Annotated in this window: 16 protein-coding genes; 8 read left to right on the plus strand and 8 right to left on the minus strand. The window is 74.2% G+C overall.

The window, feature by feature from the left end:
* Positions 1-22 precede the first annotated feature (22 nt).
* From AB0O29_RS17540 to AB0O29_RS17560, 5 genes are all read right to left on the minus strand, one after another.
* Positions 23-2,038: an NADPH-dependent 2,4-dienoyl-CoA reductase gene (locus AB0O29_RS17540; protein ID WP_365152554.1), complete on the minus strand. Its 2,016-nt coding sequence runs from the start codon at positions 2,036-2,038 to the stop codon at positions 23-25.
* Between the two features lie 162 nt (positions 2,039-2,200).
* Complete coding sequence (locus AB0O29_RS17545; RefSeq protein ID WP_365152556.1) at positions 2,201-5,224, minus strand: glycoside hydrolase family 38 C-terminal domain-containing protein; 3,024 nt, start codon at positions 5,222-5,224, stop codon at positions 2,201-2,203.
* 48 nt (positions 5,225-5,272) lie between these two features.
* Positions 5,273-6,115, minus strand: coding sequence for a carbohydrate ABC transporter permease (locus AB0O29_RS17550; RefSeq protein WP_365152558.1), 843 nt, complete (start codon positions 6,113-6,115; stop codon positions 5,273-5,275).
* Entirely contained in the window at positions 6,112-7,014 is a 903-nt protein-coding gene (locus AB0O29_RS17555) for a sugar ABC transporter permease (RefSeq protein WP_365152560.1), read from the minus strand. Before AB0O29_RS17555 ends, AB0O29_RS17550 begins: the two co-directional genes overlap by 4 nt.
* Entirely contained in the window at positions 7,011-8,345 is a 1,335-nt protein-coding gene (locus tag AB0O29_RS17560) for a sugar ABC transporter substrate-binding protein (RefSeq protein WP_365152562.1), read from the minus strand. Before AB0O29_RS17560 ends, AB0O29_RS17555 begins: the two co-directional genes overlap by 4 nt.
* Positions 8,346-8,851: 506 nt before the next feature.
* On the opposite strand from AB0O29_RS17560, the gene mdlC reads away from it, so the two are divergent.
* The 6 genes from mdlC to AB0O29_RS17590 are packed head-to-tail and all read left to right on the plus strand — an operon-like array spanning position 8,852 to position 16,873.
* Positions 8,852-10,462, plus strand: coding sequence for a benzoylformate decarboxylase (gene mdlC, locus AB0O29_RS17565; protein WP_365152564.1), 1,611 nt, complete (start codon positions 8,852-8,854; stop codon positions 10,460-10,462).
* A gap of 32 nt (positions 10,463-10,494) precedes the next feature.
* Positions 10,495-11,907: an FAD-linked oxidase C-terminal domain-containing protein gene (locus AB0O29_RS17570; RefSeq protein WP_365152566.1), complete on the plus strand. Its 1,413-nt coding sequence runs from the start codon at positions 10,495-10,497 to the stop codon at positions 11,905-11,907.
* A complete protein-coding gene (locus AB0O29_RS17575; protein ID WP_365152568.1) occupies positions 11,904-13,247 on the plus strand; it encodes a cytochrome P450 in 1,344 nt (447 codons plus the stop codon). The genes AB0O29_RS17570 and AB0O29_RS17575 overlap by 4 nt, the downstream gene beginning before the upstream one ends.
* Before the next feature lie 39 nt (positions 13,248-13,286).
* A complete protein-coding gene (locus AB0O29_RS17580; protein ID WP_365152570.1) occupies positions 13,287-14,678 on the plus strand; it encodes a hypothetical protein in 1,392 nt (463 codons plus the stop codon).
* A 9-nt stretch (positions 14,679-14,687) separates the two neighbouring features.
* On the plus strand, positions 14,688-16,613 hold the full coding sequence (locus AB0O29_RS17585; protein ID WP_365152572.1) for a peroxidase family protein: 1,926 nt from the start codon (positions 14,688-14,690) through the stop codon (positions 16,611-16,613).
* Complete coding sequence (locus tag AB0O29_RS17590) at positions 16,610-16,873, plus strand: hypothetical protein (RefSeq protein WP_365152574.1); 264 nt, start codon at positions 16,610-16,612, stop codon at positions 16,871-16,873. The genes AB0O29_RS17585 and AB0O29_RS17590 overlap by 4 nt, the downstream gene beginning before the upstream one ends.
* Here AB0O29_RS17590 and AB0O29_RS17595 read toward each other — a convergent pair.
* From AB0O29_RS17595 to AB0O29_RS17605, 3 genes are all read right to left on the minus strand, one after another.
* On the minus strand, positions 16,858-17,217 hold the full coding sequence (locus AB0O29_RS17595; protein WP_365152576.1) for a hypothetical protein: 360 nt from the start codon (positions 17,215-17,217) through the stop codon (positions 16,858-16,860). The two genes, AB0O29_RS17590 and AB0O29_RS17595, sit on opposite strands and share 16 nt — an antisense overlap.
* Before the next feature lie 114 nt (positions 17,218-17,331).
* Positions 17,332-18,252, minus strand: a complete 921-nt coding sequence (locus AB0O29_RS17600) for a serine/threonine dehydratase (RefSeq protein ID WP_365152578.1) — start codon at positions 18,250-18,252, stop codon at positions 17,332-17,334.
* Positions 18,253-18,295: 43 nt separating this feature from the next.
* Positions 18,296-18,946 carry a TetR/AcrR family transcriptional regulator gene (locus AB0O29_RS17605; protein WP_365152580.1) on the minus strand — a complete coding sequence of 217 codons (651 nt, stop codon included), beginning with the start codon at positions 18,944-18,946 and terminating at the stop codon, positions 18,296-18,298.
* A 213-nt stretch (positions 18,947-19,159) separates the two neighbouring features.
* Here AB0O29_RS17605 and AB0O29_RS17610 point away from each other — a divergent pair, with 213 nt between their 5' ends.
* Entirely contained in the window at positions 19,160-20,842 is a 1,683-nt protein-coding gene (locus AB0O29_RS17610) for a ricin-type beta-trefoil lectin domain protein (RefSeq protein ID WP_365152582.1), read from the plus strand.
* A 141-nt stretch (positions 20,843-20,983) separates the two neighbouring features.
* A complete protein-coding gene (locus AB0O29_RS17615) occupies positions 20,984-21,151 on the plus strand; it encodes a hypothetical protein (protein WP_365152584.1) in 168 nt (55 codons plus the stop codon).
* Positions 21,152-21,290 lie beyond the last annotated feature (139 nt).

Consider the following 21,290-nt stretch of genomic DNA (forward strand, 5'->3'; position numbering starts at 1 on the left):
AACTGCCTTTCCTCCGAAGGGATCAGAGGGAGGCGGCCAGCTCGGTGCCCTGGCGGATGGCCCGCTTGGCGTCGAGTTCGGCGGCCACGTCGGCGCCGCCGATCAGGTGTGCCTCGACGCCCTCGGCGCGCAGCGCCTCGTACAGGTCGCGGCGCGGCTCCTGGCCGGTGCACAGGACGACGGTGTCGGCGGGGACCAGGCGTGCCTCGCCGTCGACGGTGATGTGCAGGCCCTCGTCGTCGATCCGCTCGTAGGAGGCTCCGGCGACGGAGACGACCCCGCGGTGCTTGAGTTCCGCGCGGTGGATCCAGCCGGTGGTGGTGCCGAGGCCGGCGCCGACCTTGGTGGTCTTGCGCTGGAGGAGGGTGACGCGGCGCGGGGCGGCGGGCCGCTCGGGGGCGGTGAGGCCGCCGGGGCCGGCGTAGGCGGTGTCGACGCCCCAGTGGCGGAAGTAGACGTCGGGGTCCTGGGAGGCGCCCTCGCCGCTGTCGGTGAGGAACTCGGCGACGTCGAAGCCGATGCCGCCGGCGCCGACGACGGCGACGTTCGTGCCGACGGGGGCGCCGTCGCGCAGCACGTCGAGGTAGCTGACCACGTTCTCCCGGTCCACGCCCTCGATGGCGGGGGTGCGGGGGGTGACGCCGGTGGCGACGACGACCTCGTCGTAGCCGCGCAGGGTGTCGACGTCGGCGTAGGTGTTCAGGCGCAGGTCGACGCCGCGGGCTTCGAGCTGGGTGCCGAAGTAGCGGACGGTCTCCTCGAACTCCTCCTTGCCGGGGATCCGGCGGGCGATGTCGAGCTGTCCGCCGATGTGGCCGGAGGCCTCGAAGAGGGTGACGGCGTGGCCGCGTTCGGCGGCGGAGACGGCGCAGGCGAGGCCGGCCGGGCCGGCGCCGACGACGGCGACGGTCTTCTTCGTCCGGGTCGGGGAGAGGACCAGCTCGGTCTCGTGGCAGGCGCGCGGGTTGACCAGGCAGCTGGTGATCTTGCCGCTGAAGGTGTGGTCGAGGCAGGCCTGGTTGCAGCCGATGCAGGTGTTGATGGTCTCGGAGCGGCCGTCGGCGGCCTTGGCTACGAACTCGGCGTCCGCGAGGAAGGGGCGGGCGAGGGAGACCAGGTCGGCGCGGCCGTCGGCGAGGATCTCCTCGGCCTTCTCGGGGGTGTTGATGCGGTTGCTGGTGACGAGCGGGACGGAGACCGCGCCCATGAGCCGCTGGGTGACCCAGGTGTAGGCGCCGCGCGGGACGGAGGTGGCGATGGTGGGGATGCGGGCCTCGTGCCAGCCGATGCCGGTGTTGATGATGGTCGCGCCGGCGGCCTCGATTTCCTTGGCGAGGTGGACGACCTCGTCGAGGGTGGAGCCGCCGGGGACCAGGTCCAGCATGGACAGGCGGTAGATGAGGATGAAGTCCTCGCCGACGGCGGCGCGGGTGCGGCGGACGATCTCCAGCGGGAAGCGCACGCGGTTCTCGTACGCGCCGCCCCAGGCGTCGGTGCGCCTGTTGGTGGCGGCGGCGATGAACTCGTTGATCAGGTAGCCCTCGGAGCCCATGATCTCGACGCCGTCGTAGCCGGCGAGCTTGGCGAGGCGGGCGGCGCGGACGAAGTCCTCGACGGTCTGCTCGACCTCCTCGGCGGTGAGCTCGTTCGGGACGAAGGGGCTGATGGGGGCCTGGATCGCGCTGGGGGCGACGAGGTCCTTGTGGTAGGCGTAGCGGCCGAAGTGGAGGATCTGCATGGCGATCTTCCCGCCCTCGGCGTGCACCGCGTCGGTGATCACCCGGTGCTCGGCGGCCTCCTCCTCGGTGGTGAGGCGGGAGCCGCCCTCGAAGGGGCGCCCGGCGTCGTTGGGGGCGATGCCGCCGGTGACGATGAGGCCGGCGCCGCCCTTGGCGCGCTCGGCGTAGAAGGCGGCGAGGCGCTCGAAGCCGCCCTGGTGCTCCTCCAGGCCGGTGTGCATCGAGCCCATGATCACGCGGTTCGGCAGGGTGGTGAAGCCGAGGTCCAGGGGGCTCAGCAGGTGCGGGTACGGGCTCATGGGTGCGTCTCTCCTCGCGCGGTGTCCTGACCCTGTTGTAAGCGAGCGGGAGAGGGTTTTGCAACTAAGTGCAAAACAGCTGTGGCGACTCTCACGGGCCCGCCGCCCCTCCGGCCGGTGCCGGAGGGGCGGCGGGGTGCGCCCGTCCCGGGCGGGGGAGCCTCAGGAACGGCGCAGGCGGACCGTGACGATCTGGAACGGGCGCAGGGTCAGCGGGACCGCCCCCGACGGGGTCGGGGCCCCGACGGCCGTGGGCGGCAGCGGGCGCTCCAGGAGGTCCGTCTCGGTCGCCGCCCCGACGGGGAAGCCGGGGGTCAGCACGGCGCGGGCGCGGCCGCCCCGGGACTCGTAGAGCCGGACGACCACGTCCCCGGTGCGGTCCTCGGCGAGCTTGACGGACTCCACCACCACCGCGTCGTCGTCGACGGCCAGCAGCGGCGCGACCGGGCCCGCGCCGCGCAGGACGCGCTCGGGGAGGTTCAGCGCGTGGCCCTCGCGGACCGCGTCCCCGATGCCCGCGCCGGGGGCGAGGGAGTAGCGCAGGGTGTGGCGGCCCTGGTCGGTCTCCGGGTCCGGGTAGCGCGGGGCGCGCAGCAGGGAGAGGCGGACGGTGGTGGTCTGGCCGCCGTCGGGGCGCACGTCGCGGGTGACGTCGTGGCCGTAGGTGGAGTCGTTGAGCAGGGCCGTGCCCCAGCCCGGTTCCTCCGCGTGGATCCAGCGGTGGGCGCAGATCTCGAACCGGGCGGCCTCCCAGGAGGTGTTGGTGTGGGTGGCGCGCTGGACGTGCCCGAACTGGGTCTCGGAGGAGGTCCGTTCGGCCTTCACGTCGAGGGGGAAGGCGGCCTTGAGGAACTTCTCCGTCTCGTGCCAGTCCACCTCGGTGACGAGGTCCACCGTCTTGGCCCCGGCCCGCAGGGTGATCGTCTGGGTGACGGTGGAGGAACCGAAGGAGCGGGTGACGGTGACGGTGCGGGCGTCCGGTCCGCCGTCGGCGACCTCCAGGGCGTCGAGGCCGGTGAGGTCGGTGACCTTGTTGCGGTAGAAGGCCTCGACGTCCCAGGCGTCCCACATGTTGGGGAAGTCGGGGTGGATCTGGAGCAGGTTGGCGGCGGCGCCGGGGGCGAGGGCCTCGCGGCCCCGCTCCAGGTCGTACGCGGAGACGATCAGGCCGCGGCCGTCGACCTCCACGAGCAGCCGCCCGTTCGCCAGGACGTGCCCGCCGCCGTGCCGCTCCTCCACGGTGACCGGCTGCTCGGCCGGGCGGGGGCGGTCCGCGCCGCCGGCCGGGACCCCGCGCCGGGCGTGCGGGGCGCAGTTGAAGACCAGCTCCTCGCCGCCCTCCCCGGCCAGCGCGGTCTGCGCGGCCAGGGTGAGGGCGCGCAGCTCCTCGCCGACGCGGGCGTACGTCTCGCGGGCCTCGCGGTGGACCCAGGCGATGGAGGAGCCGGGCAGGATGTCGTGGAACTGGTGGAGCAGGACGGTCTTCCAGAGGCGTTCCAGGTCCTCGTACGGGTAGGCGAACCCGGGGACGCGCACGGCGGCCGTCGCCGCCCACAGTTCGGCCTCGCGCAGCAGGGACTCGCTGCGGCGGTTGCCCTGTTTGGTGCCGGCCTGGGAGGTGTAGGTGCCGCGGTGCAGTTCCAGGTAGAGCTCGCCGGCCCAGACGGGGGCGTCCTCGTACTCGGCGCGGGCCTGCTCGAAGAAGGCGTCGGGGCGCTCGATCTCCACCCGCGGGGAGCCTTCGAGGTCCCGCAGCCGGCGGGCCCGGGCCAGCTGTTCACGGGTGGGGCCGCCGCCGCCGTCGCCCCAGCCGAAGGGCACGAGCGAGCGTGAACCACGGCCCTTCTCGCGGTAGTTGCGGGCGGCGTGTGCGAGCTGGGCGCCGCCGAGGTCGCTGTTGTAGGTGTCGACTGGCGGGAAGTGGGTGAAGACCCGGGAGCCGTCGATGCCCTCCCACCAGAAGGTGTGGTGCGGGAACCGGTTGGTCTGGGACCAGCAGATCTTCTGGGTGAGGAACCACCGGTTGCCCGCCAGCCGGACGATCTGGGGCAGGGCGGCGGTGTAGCCGAAGGAGTCGGGCAGCCACACCCCCTTGGTGTCGATGCCGAACTCCTCCAGGAAGAACTTCTTGCCGTAGAGGAACTGGCGGACCATCGCCTCGCCGCCGACCATGTTGGTGTCGGACTCCACCCACATGCCGCCGACCGGCGCGAACTGCCCGTCCGCGATCTTCTTCTTGACCCGTTCGAAGAGCTCGGGCCGGTGCGTCTTGATCCAGTCGAGCTGCTGGGCCTGGGACATGGCGAAGACGAACTCGGGGTGCTCGTCCATCAGGGCGACCACGTTGGAGGCGGTCCGGGACACCTTGCGGACCGTCTCGCGCAGCGGCCACAGCCAGGCCGAGTCGATGTGGGCGTGGCCGACGGCGCTGATCCGGTGCGCGGAGGCGTGCGCGGGCGAGGCCAGCACCCCGGCGAGGCGGGCACGGGCGGCGGCGGCCGTGCCGGGGACGTCGTCGAGGTCGACGGCGTCGAGGGCGGCGGCGACCGCGTGCAGGACGGTGTGGCGGCGGGCGTCGTCCTCGGCGAGCTGCGACATCAGCCCTTCGAGGACGTCGAGGTCCTGGACGAGTTCCCAGACCTCGGTCTCGAAGACGGTCAGGTCCATCCGGGCCAGCCGGTACAGGGGCCGGTCGCCGCTGGTCAGCCGGTCCCCCTCGGCGGTGGGCCGGTGCTCGACCAGGACGGGGTTGGCGGCGGCCTCGACGTACCACTCGACCCGCTCGCCGCCGGCCGCCCGGTCGGCGACGCGCACCCAGTCGTTGTACGGGTTGAGGCCCTTGACCTCGGAGCCGTCGGCCCGGTGGACCAGGCCCTCGCACTGGAACCCGGGCATCATCCGGTCGAAGCCGAGGTCGAGGACGGCCTCGACGGTGCGGCCCGCCCAGTCGGCGGGTACCTCGCCGGTGATCCGGAACCAGGTGGTGCCCCAGGCCGGGCCCCAGGCGTCACCGGCCGCGCAGCGCGTGTAGGGGGCGGCCAGGGCCTCGGCCACGGGCACGGGTTCGCCGGGGGCGTCCCAGCGTTCGACGGTGAGCGGGAGCGGACGGGAGCGGACGGCGGGCCGGATGCGTTCGCCCAGGACCCGGCGCAGGCGTTGCTCGGTGATGCTGCGGTCGTCGTGCATGACGGCGGCTCCAGAGGGGAGGGTCGGTGCGGAGCGGATCGGGGCGGGTCAGACCTTGACGGCGCCCTCCCCCACCCCTCGGAAGAAGTGGCGCTGGAGGGCGAGGAAGAGCAGCAGCATCGGCAGCAGGGAGGCCATCGCCCCGGCCGCGATCAGCCGCTGGTCGTTGACGGTGGTGGCGCCGGCCAGGCTCTTGAGGCCGAGCTGGAGGGTGTAGTGGTCGCTGTCGGTCAGGACGATCAGGGGCCACAGGAAGTCGTCCCAGGCCCCCATGAAGCTGGTGATGCACACCACGGCCAGGGCGCCCCGGGCCGACGGGAGGAAGACGCGGGTGAACCGGGTCCACTCGTTCGCCCCGTCGAGCACCGCGGCCTCCTCCAGCTCCCGGGGTACGGCGAGGAACGCCGCCCGCATGATCATGATGTTGAGGACGGAGACCGCGCCGGGCAGCCACACGCCGACCAGGGTGTCGACCAGTCCCATCTCGCGGACGGTGAGGAACATCGAGATCATCACGGACTCGAACGGGAACATCAGGGTGGCGGTCAGCACGGTGAAGACGGTCCTGCGGCCCTTCCAGCCCTCCCGGGACAGGGCGTAGCCGCCCATCGCGGCGAACAGCAGGTTCGAGGCGACGGCGAGGGCCGCGACCACGAGGGTGTTGGCGGTGTAGGCGAGCAGCGGGAAGGACTCGGCGACCCGGACGTAGTTGTCGAGGGTGGGGCGGGCGGGCAGGACCCCCTCGTAGACGTTCTCCCCGCGCCCGCGCAGCGAGGTCAGGAACTGCCAGGCCAGGGGGCCGGTCGTCACCACGAGGGCCAGGCAGAGCGTCAGGTAGCGGGCCGCGAGGCCGGCGGCCCGGCGCCCGGACGGGCCGCGCCGCCGGCTCACGCCTCGTCCCCCTTCGCCAGCCGGCGGCCCAGCAGGCTGAAGGCCAGGGTCAGCAGGAACAGCAGCAGGGAGAGGGCGGAGGCGTAGCCGGTCTCGCCGGCGAAGCCCAGGCCGACCTGCCGGATCAGGAACGGCAGGGTGCGGGCGCCGCCGCCGGGGCCGCCGCTCTCCCCGCCCAGGATGTAGACCTCGGTGAACACCCGCAGGGCCGAGATCGCCGAGAGGGTCCCCACGAGCAGCATCATCGGCTTCACGGAAGGGATGGTGATGCCGGTGAACCGGCGGAGCGCCCCGGCCCCGTCGAGGGCGGCGGCCTCGTACAGGGCGCCCGGGACGTTCCCGAGGGCGGCCAGGTAGAAGACCATGTAGTAGCCCAGGCCCTTCCACACGGTGACGATCATCGCGGAGACCAGCAGGAGGGTGCTGTCGGTCAGGAAGGGCACCGGCTCCGCGACCAGCCGCAGCCGGACCAGGACGGCGTTGACCGCCCCGTCGCTGCGCAGCAGCCACTGCCAGATCAGGCCTACCACCACGGCGGAGGCGATCACCGGGGTGTAGAAGGCGGACCGGAAGAGGCCGATGCCGGGGACCTCCCGCCGGACCAGGACGGCGAGGGCGAGCGGCAGCAGCACCAGGCAGGGCACGACGACCAGCAGGTACAGCACGCTGTTGGCGGCGGCCAGCCAGAAGTCGGGGTCGGCCAGCGCCCGCCGGTAGTTGGCGAGGCCGACGAAGCCGCCGCCGTCCAGGACCCGGGCGTCGGTGAGGGACAGGACGACGGTGTTGACGAACGGCCAGAGGCTGAACAGCAGCACCGCGGCCAGCCCGGGCGCGAGGAACAGGTACGGGCTCCACCACCGGCGGTGCGGCAGCCCTCCCGCGCCGTCGGGGGCCGTCACCTCTCGCCCGCAGCCGCCAGCAGCCGGTTGGCCTCCTCCTGGGCGCGGCGCACGGCCGTGCGGGCGTCCTCCTCGCCCTTGACCGCCTTCTGCATCTCGCGCGCCACCGCGTCGCCGACCTGGCTGCTCCACTGGACGGGGGTGTTGGCGTCGAGGGCGGCCGTCCTCAGCTGTTCGGCGCCGATCGCGCGGGCCAGCGTCTCGGCGTCCTTGCCGTCGCCCCGGTCGGCGAAGCGCGGGTCGGCCAGGCCCCGGGCGTTGGAGGGGTAGATGGTGGCCCGCCGGGAGAACTCCACCTGGTTGGGGCCGTTGGTGACCCACTTGGCGAACTCGGCCGCCGCGTCCGGGTGCGCGGTGTCCTTGCGGATGCCGAGGGACTGGGCGTAGATGCCGATGTGGCCGAGGGTTCCGGTGACGGCGCCGGCGACCCGGGTCTGCGCGTAGACCTGCGGGGCGTTGGCCTTGATGTCCTTGACGAAGCCCGGGGAGCCGGGGCCGAAGACGAGCCTGCCGCTGCCGTAGAGCTGGTTGACGTCGTCGGCCTTCAGGAGGGACTCCTTGGGCATGGCGCCCTTGGCGTACAGGTCCTTCATCCGTTCGACCCAGGTGACGGCCTTGTCGGTGTCGAAGGTGAACCGGTCCCCGGCCGCGTTCAGCAGGGGGACGCCCATCTTCTGCCAGTCGCCGGGCAGCCTCCCCTTCGGGTCGGCCATGAAGGCCGCGTACCGGCCGCCGGAGGTCTGCGCGATCTTGTCGGCGTAGTCGAAGAACTGCTCGACGGTGGTGGGCGGCCGGGCCGGGTCGAGGCCGGACTTCACGAACAGGTCCTGGTTGTAGGTGAGGATCTCGGGGGTCACGTACCACGGGTAGGCGTAGACCCCCTCGCCCTTGCCGGGCAGTTTGAACTGCTCCCAGGCGCCCGGGACGTACTCCGCGGCCACCGCCCCGTCGAGTGCGGCCACGTCGGCGAGCATGCCGCGGCCGGCGAGGAGCTGGAAGGAGTCGGTGGAGAGGTTGACGACGTCGGGGAGGGCGCCGGCCCGGGCGTCCGCGACGAGCTTCTCGTTGTAGCCGTCGCCCGGGACGTCCTCCCACTTCACCTTGGCGTCCGGGTACTTCCGCTCGAAGGAGTCGATGACGCCCTGGACGTAGGCGGTGTAGACGGGCTTGAGCTGGAGGGTCCGGAAGGTGATCTCCCCGGCCACTCTGCCGGTCCTGTGCGCCTCCCCCGTACCGCGGCGGGTGCCGCCGACGCCGCAGGCGGTGAGGGAGAGGAGTCCGGCGGCCAGCGCGGTGGCGACGGCCGTACGGGTCAGGTGGGAACGGGTCATCGTCGCCGCCTTCGTGGGAGTTCCGGCTCCGGCGCCGGAGGGCGGTGCCCCAGGCTGTACGCAAGCGCCGGGCCCGTCAATGCGGCCGGAATCCCGATGGCCGGGGGAACCCTTGCCGGGGGGCGGCGAAAGGAAGTCCGTGCGCTGCTTACCGCACGGCTTCCACCTGGACTGATGCGCTTTAGTACGAGGCCCCGCGCCAATGCCGCCGACGGGGCGGCCGAGGTGATTCCCGGGCCGGGTTTGACTTCTTATCGACGGTCCTCGACAAGGCCCGGGAGCCGATTCGCGGCGCGCTCACTAATGCGGTTTAGCATCCGCCGGCGGGGCGGGCCCCTCCCGCAAGTGCCGCCGCCCGCCCGGCCGTTAGCACGTGCGGCGGCCGCCGGGCAAGGGCTCCCCGACGACCGGCCCCGAACGGATCATGGACTTTGCCTTGATCAACGCAATGTGGTGGATTGATCACCCACTGTCGCGATGTCGCCCGTCAGCGAAGGAACCTCCCCATGCGCACGGTCCGAGAGTCGGTCCTGGACGTCCTGCGAACCCACGGGATGACCACGGTCTTCGGCAACCCGGGTTCGACCGAACTCCCCATGCTCAAGCGGTTCCCCGAGGACTTCCGCTACGTCCTCGGACTCCAGGAGGCCGTCGTCGTCGGCATGGCGGACGGCTTCGCCCTCGCCTCGGGCACCACCTCCCTCGTCAACCTGCACACCGGGCCGGGCACGGGCAACGCGATGGGCGCGATCCTCGGCGCCCGCGCCAACCGCACCCCGATGGTGGTCACCGCCGGACAGCAGGTGCGCGCCATGCTCACCATGGAGGCCCTGCTGACCAACCCCCAGCCGACCCTCCTGCCCCAGCCCGCCGTGAAGTGGGCGTACGAGCCGCCGCGCCCGGCGGACGTCGGCCCCGCGCTCGCCCGCGCGGTGCGGATCGCCGAAACCCCGCCGCAGGGACCGGTGTTCCTCTCGCTGCCGATGGACGACTTCGACGTGGTGCTCGACGAGGACGAGGACCGGGCCGCCCAGCGGACCGCGGCCCGGACCGTGACGCACGCCGCCGCCCCCGCCGCCGAGGTGGTGGAGCGGCTCGCCGCACGGCTCGCGGGCGCGCGCCGCGCCGTCCTCGTCGCCGGGAACGACGTGGACGCCTCGGGGGCCTGGGACGCCGTGGTCGAGCTGGCCGAGCGCACGGGGCTGCCGGTCTGGTCCGCGCCCACCGAGGGGCGGGTCGCCTTCCCCAAGTCCCACCCGCAGTACCGGGGGATGCTGCCCCCGGCGATCGGACCGCTCTCCCGCTGCCTGGAGGGCCACGACCTGGTGCTGGTGATCGGCGCACCCGTCTTCTGCTACTACCCCTACCTCCCCGGCGCCTACCTGCCCGAGGGCTCCGAGCTCGTCCAGCTGACCCGGGACGCCGACGAGGCCGCCCGGGCCCCCGTCGGCGACGCCCTGGTGGCCGACATCGCCCTGACCGTACGGGCGTTGACGGCCGCGCTGCCCGCCCGGGAGGCGGCTCCGGCCGCGCCGCGCATCGCGCGGGCCGAGTCCTTCGAGGAGGTCGACGGGGCGCTCACCCCGCTCGCCGCCATGACGGCCATCGCCCAGGGCGCCCCCGAGAACACCCTCTGGATCAACGAATCCCCCTCCAACCTGGGACAGTTCCACGACGCCACCCGGATCGACACCCCCGGCTCCTTCCTCTTCACGGCGGGCGGCGGCCTCGGCTTCGGCCTGGCCGCGGCCGTCGGCGCCCAGCTCGGTGCCCCGGACCGGCCGGTGGTCTGCGTCCTCGGCGACGGCTCCACCCACTACGCCGTCCAGGCCCTGTGGACCGCCGCCGCCTACAAGGTGCCCGTCACCTTCGTCGTGCTGAGCAACCAGCGCTACGCGATCCTCCAGTGGTTCGCCCAGGTGGAAGGCGCCCAGGGCGCGCCCGGGCTCGACATCCCCGGACTGGACGTCACGGCCGTCGCCACCGGCTACGGGGTGCGCGCCCACCGGGCGTCCGGATGCGCCGAACTGACGAAGCTGGTGCGGGAGGCGGCCCTCCAGCAGGACGGCCCGGTGCTCATCGACGTGCCCGTCACCACCGAGCTCCCCACCCTGTAGCCCGCTCCCCCGCCCCGTCCCGGAAGGCCGGCATGTCCCTCCCCTGCGACACCCCCCTCCTGCTCTCCAGGCTCCGCTCGGCCCTCCCCGCCGACGCCCTGCTCACCGATCCGGCGGACCTCGCCGCCCACTCCCGGGACACCGCGCCCTTCTCCGAGTGCGGCACCCCCGCCGTCGTCGTCCTCCCCCGCACCGCCGAGCAGGTCGAGCACGTGATGCGGACCGCCTACGAGCTGGACGTGCCCGTCGTCCCGCAGGGCGCCCGGACCGGACTCGCGGGCGCCGCCAACGCCGTCGACGGCTGCGTGGTGCTGTCCACCACCGCCATGGACCGGATCCTGTCCGTCGACCCCGCCAACCGCCTCGTGCGCTGCGAGCCCGGCGTCACCACCCGCCGCCTCGCCGAGGCCGTCGCCGCGCACGGGCTGACGTACCCGCCGGACCCCGCGTCCTGGGAGACCTGCACCATCGGCGGGAACATCGCCACCGGCGCGGGCGGCATCTGCTGCGTCAAGTACGGGGTCACCGCCGACTACGTCCTCGGGCTGGACCTCGTCCTCCCCGACGGGCGGCGGATGCGCACCGGGCGGGACACCGCCAAGGGCGTCGCCGGATACGACCTGACACGGCTGGTCGTCGGCTCCGAGGGCACCCTCGCGGTGGTCGTCGGCGCCACCCTCGCCCTGCGGCCCGCCCGGCCGCCGGCCCTCTCCCTGCTGGCCCGGTTCCCCACCCTGACCGCCGCCGGGGACGCCGTCGCCGCGATCATCGCCGCCGGGCACACCCCCTCCGCGCTCGAACTCCTCGACCGGGCCACCACCCGGGCGGTCGTGGACCTCGGGACGCACCCGCTGATGCGCGCGGCCGGCGCCGCCACCCTGATCGTCGAGAGCGACGGGGCGGACCCCTCCGCCGAGCTGACCGCCATGGAACTCCTCTGCAAGGAGGCCGGAGCCGACGAGGTCACCGCCTCCGCCACCGCCGAGGAGGCCCGGGAGATCATCGAGGCGCGCCGCCTGGTCACCCCCGCCCTCGGCGCCCGCATGGCCTCCCGGGGCGGCGGGCTCACCGCCTTCATCGAGGACGTGGCCGTCCCCCGCACCGAACTCCCCCGGCTGATCGGCCTGATCGAGGGCATCGCCGACCACCACCGGCTGGAGGTCTTCACCCTGGGCCACGCCGGGGACGGCAACCTGCACCCCACCGTCGTCTTCGACGCCTCCGACCCGGACGAGCTCGCCCGCGCCCGCGCCGCCTACGACGACATCATGGCCGCCGGCCTCGCCCTGGGCGGCACCACCACCGGCGAACACGGCATCGGCACCCTCAAGCGGGAGTGGCTGGAACGCGAGCTGGGCCCCGTCTCCCTGGAGCTCCAGCGCGGCCTCAAGCGGCTGTTCGACCCCAAGAACCTCCTCAACCCCGGCAAGGTGGTCTCGGCATGACGCACTCCACCGGAACGCGCGAGAGCGCCCGCCCCGGGACGGCCCCGGTCCGGGCCGGCCTGGCGGAGACCGTCCGCTTCATGGCCACCCACACCCTCCCCGTGTTCGTACGCGGCGTCGCCAGCCCCCGCTTCGGGGTGGTGTCCCTGTACTCCCGGGTCAACCAGCCGGCCTGGTCGAACGCGACGCTGCGGGCGATGAGGGCGCGGCACGGAGGGGCGCCCGTCATGGTGCGCGCCCTCTCCGGCGACATGCTCGTCCTCTTCGACGAGGAGGACGTCGCCCGGTTCTTCGCCGAGCCCATGGACACCCTCGCCATGGACGCCAAGGACAAGCTCGACAGCCTCTCCGTGCTCGAACCCACCGGGGTGATCTGCTCGCACGGACGGCTGCGCGAGGACCGCCGGGAGGTCAACGACCGGGCCCTGGCCCCGGGCGAGCCCCTGCACCCCGACCGCACCGCCTACACGGCGGTCGTCGAGGAGGAGTGCCGCCCGCTCACCGCCGCCACCGTCCTCGGCTTCCCCCTCCTGCGCACGGCCCTGGCCCGGATCTCCCGCCGGATCGTCCTGGGCGACCGCGCCGCCGACGACGGGGAGCTCGCCGGCTGGCTCACGGCCCTGCGCGACCGGGCCAACTGGATGGGCCGCAGCCGGCCCGAGGACAGCCGGGCCCTGTACGCCCGGGCCGAGGCCCGGATCGCCCGGTACGCGGCCGACGCACCGCCCCACACCCTGGCCGCGCGCGCCCTGAGCGCCCCCTCCCCCGAGGGCACCGACCCGCTGGGCCAGACCCACCACTGGCTGCTGGCGATCGACGTCCTGGCGCCGATCGTCATCCGCACCCTGCTCCTGCTGGCCGCCCACCCCGCCGAACAGGACGAGGTACGGGCGGAGATCGCGGCCGGGACCCCGGGACTGCCCCGGCTGCGGGCCTGTGTGCAGGAGTCCGTACGGCTGTACCCGATCGTCCCGGACCTCGTACGGGTCACCCGCGCCGAGACCGAATGGCGCGGGGTGCGCCACCCGGCCGGGACCACCGTCCTCGTCCCCATCGGCTTCCACCAGCGCGACCCCGAGCGGGTACCCGGCGGGCACCTGTTCGCGCCCGCCCGCTGGCTGGCCCCCGGCGCCGACGCGGACCCGCGCACGGCCCCCTTCAGCCAGGGGCCCGGCCGCTGCCCGGGCGACCGGCTCGGGCTGCTGCTGTCCTCGCTGGTCTGCGCCGAGGTGCTGCGCGGCAACCGGATCACCGGAGCCCGCCCGGCCCTCGACACGGGCCGCCCGCTGCCCGGCATCGTCGACACGGCCGGCATCCGGCTCCGCCTCGGCCGCCCCTGACCCCCAGCCCCAGCCCCAGCCCGAGGAGAGGAGCACCCCGTGCCCGAAGCCGCGCCCGGGAGCGGCGCGCCCGATGCGGCGGCGCCCGTCACCCAGCCGGACGTCGCCTCCCTGCACCACGTCTGCCGCGAACTGGCGGCGGCCGCCGACGCCGTGCGCGAGGCCGCCCGCTACGCCTCCGGCCTCGCCCTCGGCCCCGCGCCGCTGCGGACGGCGGCCGGCCCCCGGCGGGCCCGGGCCGGCCGGCGCCGCCTGCTGAGGACCCTGCTCGACCCCACCGGCTTCGGCTGGGGCCCGCAGGGGCGCACCCCGCTCGCCGGCGCCGCCTGGCTGGCGGGGGTCCTCACCAGCAGGGAGAGCCTGGCGGTCAGCCTCGCCGTCACCGGGCTCAAGACGCGGATCCGGGCGGCCGCCGTGCGCCACCCGGAACTGCTGGCCGACGCCACCACCTCGCGGGTGCTGCGCGCCGTCGACGAGGACCGGCACACCGAGGCGGCCCGGGTCTTCAGGGGACTGCTGACGGACAAGGGCGCCGAGTACGCCCTGGCCCTGCTGGCGCCGTCCTTCGCCGACATCATGGCCTGGAGCGCGCTGACCGACGAGAACCCCTTCAACGACGCCGCCGGCTGGCAGATCGCCACCCACCGCCCGCTGACCTCGGACTTCTTCCTCGGCACCCCCAGCGCCGTCTGGGCCTTCCTGGACCGGGGCAGCGGCCGCGCCGAACCCCACACCCCCACGGCCGAGCTGCTGGAGCGGATCGACGCCTCGGGCACCATCGTCGGCTACGTCCGCAACATCGGCCACCTCGGCACGCGCGGGCTGCTCCTGGTCCAGGCGGTGGCCGGCCCGGACGGCGAGCGCCGGTTCGTGGTGCAACTGGCGGGCATGGGCAAGGGGTTCAACCAGGAGGGCCCGCAGGACGTGGTGGGCAGCTGCAACGCGATGGGCTCCACCGACACCGCCTACACCCGGGCGGTGCGCAGGGCGCTGAACCGGCTGGTGCCCTCCGGTTCGGAGGTGGCCCTCGTCGGGCACAGCCAGGGCGGGCTCACCGCGATGAACCTGGCGGCGAGCCGGGACTTCAACGCCCTGTACACCGTCACGCACGTGGTCGCGATCGGTTCGCCGATCGACCACAAGCGGGCCGCCGATCCGCGCACCCGGGTGGTCTCCCTCGTCAACGAACACGACATCGTGCCGTCCCTGGAGGGCCGGTCATCGGTCTCCGCCTACGAACTCCCCGACGAGTTCACCGAGTTCACCTGGAAGGACGACACCCACGCCTTCCCCCTGTGCCATGCGGCGGAGCGGTACGCGCACAACCTGGAGCACGACGTCCCCCACGCGCGCACCCACGTCGACTCCGAACTCGCGGCCTTCCGCGGCCGGGTCACCGGCACCCACCTGTTCACCCTCCACGACCGCTGAGGACCCCGTATGACCGACACCACCGACGCCACTGCACAGGCCGGCGCCGAGGCCCCCGGGGCCGCCGGGCGGCTGCCCGGCCAGTCCGGCCGCGGCACGCCGCCGGCCCCGACGCCGGCCCCCCGGCCGTACGGGCCGCCCGGACTCCTGGAGCGGCTGGAGTCGGCGGCCTTCGCCCGGATCAACCGCACCCGCGAGTGGTACGAACTGCCGGGCCCGCTCGGCCTGATGAACCTCGCCGTGATCCGCGAGGACCTGCGCCGCCACAACCTGCACGACACCTTCGGAGCGGGCGGCGAACGCGACCGCCGTCCCACTCGCCGGCTCGCGCCGCACCGCTCGTACGACGGCTCGGGCTACGACCCGTACGACGAGGACATGGGCCGCGCCGGTACCCGGCTGGACCGCAACTCCCCCCTGGAGCTGGTCCATCCGGACGAGGACGAGGAGCTGATGGCGCCCAGCCCGCGCGAGGTCAGCCGGCGGCTGCTGGCCCGCCGCGGCTTCGTCCCCGCGCCCACCCTCAACCTGCTCGCCGCCGCCTGGATCCAGTTCCAGAACCACGGCTGGGCCAACCACGGGGACAACGAGGAGGCCGAGCCCTTCACCGTCCCGATCGCCGCCGACGACGACTGGGAGCGGCAGGGCGGCACCTGCCCGATGCGGGTGCGCCGCACCCGCCCCGACCCGGTCGCGCACACCGCGCCCGGCGTCCCGCCCACGTACGAGAACACCGTCACCCACTGGTGGGACGGCTCGCAGATCTACGGATCGGACGAGGCCCGCTGCCGCTCCCTGCGCACCGGGGAGCACGGGCACCTGATCCTGGAGGACGGCCGGCTGCCCCGGGACCCGCGGCCCGGGATGGAGTGCCTCGACGCCACCGGGATGAACAGCGACTACTGGAGCGGCCTGTCGCTGCTGCACACGCTGTTCGCCAAGGAGCACAACGCGATCTGCGACCTGGTCCGCTCCCACCACCCCACCTGGGACGACGAGCGGCTCTTCCACACCGCCCGGCTGGTCAACACCGCCCTGATGGCGAAGATCCACACGGTGGAGTGGACCCCGGGGATCCTCGACCACCCGGTGCTGCACCACGCGATGCGTGCCAACTGGTACGGGCTGCTGCCCCGCTGGGTGACGAAGACCTTCGGGCGGATCGGCGGCGAGGCCCTCAGCGGGACCCTGGGCTCGGCCACCGACCACCACGCGGCGCCGTTCTCCATGACGGAGGAGTTCGTGTCGGCGTACCGGCTGCACCCGCTGATCCCGGACGAGATCACGGTACGCGAGCACCGCGGCGGCGCCGTGCGCAAGGTGATCGGCTTCGACGACATGCAGGGCGCCACGACCCGCACGGCGGTCGACGAATTCGGGGCCGGCGACCTGCTGTACACCTTCGGGATCTCCCACCCCGGCGCCCTCGTCCTGCACAACCACCCGGACGCCCTGCGGAACTTCGCGCGGCTGTCCGGCGAGCACATCGACCTCGGGACGGTGGACGTGCTGCGGGACCGGGAGCGCGGCATCCCCCGCTACAACGCCTACCGCGCGATGCTGCGCAAGCGGCCGGTCACCTCCTTCGAGGAGCTGACCGGCGGCCACCCCGGCGACACCCCGCTGCTGCGGGAGCTCTACGACGGGCGGCTCGACCGGGTGGACACGCTGGTCGGCAACCTCGCCGAACCTCGCCCGGCGGGCTTCGGGTTCAGCGACACCCTCTTCAGGATCTTCGTGCTGATGGCCACCCGCCGGCTCAAGAGCGACCGGTTCTTCACCACCGACTACCGCCCGGAGGTGTACACGCCCGAGGGGCTGCGCTGGGTGGACGAGAACTCGATGGTGACGGTCCTGCTGCGGCACCACCCGGAGCTGGAACCGCATCTCGCCGGGGTGTCCAACGCGTTCGCCCCGTGGAAGGGGCGGTCGTGAGCGGGCGGCCTGACGGGGCCCGGGGGCCCGCCGACGGACTGCGCGCGCACGCCGCCGGGCTGCGCGAGCGGGCGGAGCGGCTGCGCGGCGCCTGCGAGGCCCTGGACTGGAAGGGGCCGCAGGCCGACGCCTTCCGCGCCCGGGTCGAGGAGCTCGCGCTGCGCTGCGGCCGGGCGGCCGAGGGGCTGGCCCTCTCGGCAGCCGAACTGGACGGCGGGCCGGACCGGCCGGAGCGCCGGGGGCGCTACTTCATGCGGTAGCCGGCCTTCTCGGCGAGCTTGCCGTCCTTGAAGCAGAACCGCAGCACGTCCTCGTCGGCCTTGCCGTCGCTGGACACGTACCAGGCGCACACGCTGCCCGCGGGCTCGGCGGGGCCGCCCTCCTTGAGGGCGCCCTTGACGAAGCTCTCGCCCGAGGGCAGCTTGGCGCGGACGGAGGCCTCGGAGTCGCCGACGCGCACCGACTCGTACACCTTCGGATCGACGAGGGTCTCCTCGGCCACGTCCATCATCTTGCCTATGCCGAAGAAGAGGGCGATCAGGATGCCGACGCCCAGGACCAGCGCCACCCCGCAGCCGATGAGACAACCCTTGCGCTGAGCCATGACCCGTTTCCTCCGTGCCCTCGTGTTCCTGCCGACACCGTGGAGCCTCGCAGGGGCGGGGGCGGGGGCGCCGTCCTCGAAAGTCGCGGGCGGCCACGACGATCGTCGTCGGCCTCAGAGGTCGCCGGGGTCGGTGTTCGCCCCGCACAGGACGACGGCGACCTGCTCGCCCAGCGGCCGCGGCGCGGTGCGTACGGCCGCCAGGGCGGTCGCGGCGCCGGCCTCGACGACGATCCGGTGCTCCTCCCAGAGGGCGCGCCGGGCGGCCGTGACGGCCTCGTCCGGGACGAGGACGGAGACGGCGTTGTCCCGTCGGACGGCGGCCAGGGCGTCGGCGGAGACCCGGGAGGCGCCGAGGGAGTCGGAGGCCACGGAGTCCACGGGGACGTCGACGGGGCGTCCCGCCTCCAGGGCGGCGTTCAGGGCCCGGCAGTTCTCGGGTTCCACCGCGACCACGCGGATGCCGTGGACCCGCGCGGCGGTGGCCACGCCGGCGAACAGCCCGCCCCCGCCGACCGCGACGACCACGGTGTCCAGGCCGGGTACGGCGGCGCGGATCTCGTCGACGAGGGTTCCGGCGCCGGCCGCGATGAGCGGGTGGTCGTAGGCGTGGCTGGCGAGGGCGCCGCTGCCGGCCGCGAACCGCCGGCAGGCCTCCAGGGCCTCGCCGTAGGTGTCGCCGACGAGCCGGACGTCGGCGCCGTAACCGCGCAGCCGGTCCACCTTGACGCGGGGCGCGGTGGCGGGGAGGAAGACGGTGGCGGGCACGCCCTGCGCGCGGGCCGCCCAGGCGCAGGCCAGACCGGCGTTGCCGCCGGAGGCGATGGTGACGCCGGCGGCCGGGAGGGTGCCCGCGGCGCGGTGGGCGGCGAGGAAGTTGTGGGCGCCGCGGGCCTTGAAGGAGCCGGTGTGCTGGAGGTACTCCAGGGCGTACCAGAGGCCTTCGCCGGCGGGGGCGACGGTGACGGGCCGGATCGCCCCGGCCGTCCGGTCGGCGGCGGCGCGGACGGCTGCGTGGTCGAGCTGCTGTTCCATGGCGGGCGGCCTCTCTCGTGCTCTCGGGGCGGGGCGGGGGTGCTCAGGGCGCGCGGCGGGCGGGCCGGGCGGCGGCGATGAGCTGGCGCAGGGCGCCGTAGTAGACCTCGTGGTCGGTCAGCGGGGGCAGCAGTTCGGCCGGGTCGCCGCCGAGGACGGGGAACTCGGCCGGGTCGAGCGCGGCGAGCGCGGCCCGGGAGGCGGCGGTGGCCCCGGCGGGGTCGCGGTGGTCGACGAAGGCGGCGCTGCCCAGGGTGAGCAGGTACATCCGGCGGTAGACGGTCATGGCCTCGGCCCGGCTCATCCCGGCGGCGACGCTGTCGGCGAGGGCGGGTTCGACGAGCCGGGCGAGCAGCTGGCGGCCGAGCCAGGGGCGGCCGCCGCGCAGCACGAGCAGCCCGGGGTGGGCGGTGAGCAGCCGGTAGAGGGCGCCGAAGCGCTGCTCGGCCGCCTCGGCCCAGTCGGTTCCGGCGGGGATGGCGGGGAGGCGGGCGGCGAGGTGCTCGGTGCACAGGTCCATCAGGCCGGCCAGGTCGGTGCAGCGGCGCTGGACGGTGGCGTGGGAGACGTCGAGGCGGTCGGCGAGGGCGCGGAAGCTCAGGGCGGCGGGCCCCTCCTCGTCGAGGATGCGCAGGGCGGCGACGGCGATGGCCTCGGGGGTCGCCCGGTCGAGGGCCGCTGATCTTCTCGGCATGAGATACACCGTATCAGCCGCCGTCACATACACCGTATCCCCACCCCTGACCCCTCTCCCCCTCCCCATCGGGGTGACACGGTCGTGTGACATCGATGGCGGCCAAATTGCTGGTCATCACGCCATATCCATCGACTTATGTTGACAGCGGGTAGTCGCACCGCTGCACTGAGGCACGATCCCCGTCGGTACGCCCCACGCCAAGGAGACCCCGTGCCGCCTCGCCTGCGCGCCTCACTCCCCTGTCTGACCGCGGCCGCCGTGCTCGCCCTCGCCCTCTGCCCCGCCCCGGCGACGGCGGAGCCGACCGCGACCTCGGACACCCCGCTCGCCCTCACCCCGCCCATGGGCTGGAACAACTGGGCGCACTACATGTGCGACATCGACGAGGCGAAGGTGGTCGCCAACGCCGAGGGGCTGGTCTCCAGCGGCCTCGCCGCCAAGGGCTACGACACCGTCACCGTGGACGACTGCTGGATGCTGGGGGAGCGGGACGCGCAGGGGAACCTGGTCGCCGACCCGGTGAAGTTCCCGCACGGCATGGCCTGGCTGGGCGAGCATCTGCACGCCAAGGGGCTGAAGTTCGGGATCTACGAGGACGCCGGCTCGCTCACCTGCGAGCGCTACCCGGGCAGCGGTGCCCCCGAGGGCGGCGGCGCGGACCACTACGCCCGCGACGCCCGGCTGTTCGCCTCCTGGAACGTGGACTACGTGAAGATGGACGGCTGCAACCTGTGGGTGCCGCCCGGGAAGACGAAGGAGGAGGCCTACCGGGACGCGTACAACGCGGTGGCCAGGGCGCTGCGCGACAGCGGGCGCGCGATGGTGCTCTCCGCCTCCGCCCCCGCCTACTTCCAGCAGGGCGAGTGGGGCGGCTCCGACTGGCACAAGGTCCTCGACTGGGTCGGCGAGACCGGCCAGTTGTGGCGCGAGGGCAAGGACATCAAGGTCTACAAGCCGTCCGCCCCCCAGACCTCCCGCTGGAGTTCGGTCCTCGGCAACTACGGCTACAACCGCTGGCTCGGCCGGTACGCGGCCCCCGGCAACTGGAACGACCCCGACTTCCTGATCGCGGGCGCCCCCGGCCTGACGGACGCCGAGAGCCGCAGCCAGGTGGGGCTCTGGGCGATGATGGCGGCCCCGTTCATCCTGTCCTCGGACGTCCCGGCGCTCAGCCCGGGCGGGCTCGCGGCCCTCGGGAACACCCGGCTGATCGAGCTGGACCAGGACCCGATGGGCCGCCAGGGCGCGGTCGTCTCCTCGAACGCGACCTTCGAGGTGCTGGCCCGGCCGCTGGCGAACGGGGAGCGGGCCGTGGCGGTGCTCAACCGCTCCGGCGCCGACCGCGACGTCTCCGTACCGCTCGCCCACGTCGGGCTGCCCGCCCCCTGCACGGTGGACGCCGAGGACCTGTGGACCGGCAAGCGCGGCACGGCCGTGACCACGCTGACCGGACGGGTCGCCGCGCACGACACGGCCGTGTGGCGGCTCACCCCGCGCGGCTGCGCCGAGGCGGTGCCCACCGGGCAGATCAACGGCCTCGGGGCCGCGTGCGCCGACGGGACCCGGGCCGGCGGCGGCGCGGTCGTCCTGGCCGCCTGCACCGCCGGAGAGGCCCAGCGCTGGACCCTGGGCGGCGGCGGACGGCTGACGCTGGCCGGCCGGTGCCTCACCGCGGGCGCGGGCGGCCTGGTGGAGCTGGCCGACTGCACCCCGGGCCGCCGGGCCGGCCAGAGCTGGCGCCACCGGCGGGACGGGTCCCTGGTGGAGGAGACGAGCGGCTCCTGCCTGACGGCCCCGCCCGCCCCCGCGACCGCCGGCGCCCCGGCGGAGCGGCTGCGGCTGTCCGCGTGCGGTGACCACCGGGCCGACCAGGCCTGGTCCCTGCCGGTGTGAGCCCGCGCCGGGGCGGGGCCTTCACTCTTCCGGGGGAATCGCCTCGGGGGCGGCCCCGCCCGGCACGAGCCCTGGGTTCACTGGCGCGGAACGGCCGGGGCAGGCCCCGGGGGCCACGAGAGCCGACAGGAGTACACCGACATGTACGAGAACGCCCAGGAGCGGCCCCCGGCCCCCGGCCCTCCGACCGCCGGGATCACCGACGGGGTGGTGGAACTCCGCAAACGCAGACCGGCGGCCCCGGCGGAGCCGGACGAGGATGGCCGCCGCAGCCCGGACGCCGGGGCCGGGGCCGGCCAGGACGCCTGACCCGCTGCCGCTGCGCGGGCTTGCTCCCCGCCCCACCCTTCGCCCGTTCCCTGGGGCTCCGCCCCAGACCCCGCGCCTCAAACGCCGGCGGGGCTGGATTTCGCGCAGCGAAATTCCAGCCCGCGCGGCGTTTGAGCGC

This window comes from Streptomyces sp. NPDC089915 (assembly GCF_040684675.1).
Lineage (GTDB): Bacteria > Actinomycetota > Actinomycetes > Streptomycetales > Streptomycetaceae > Streptomyces.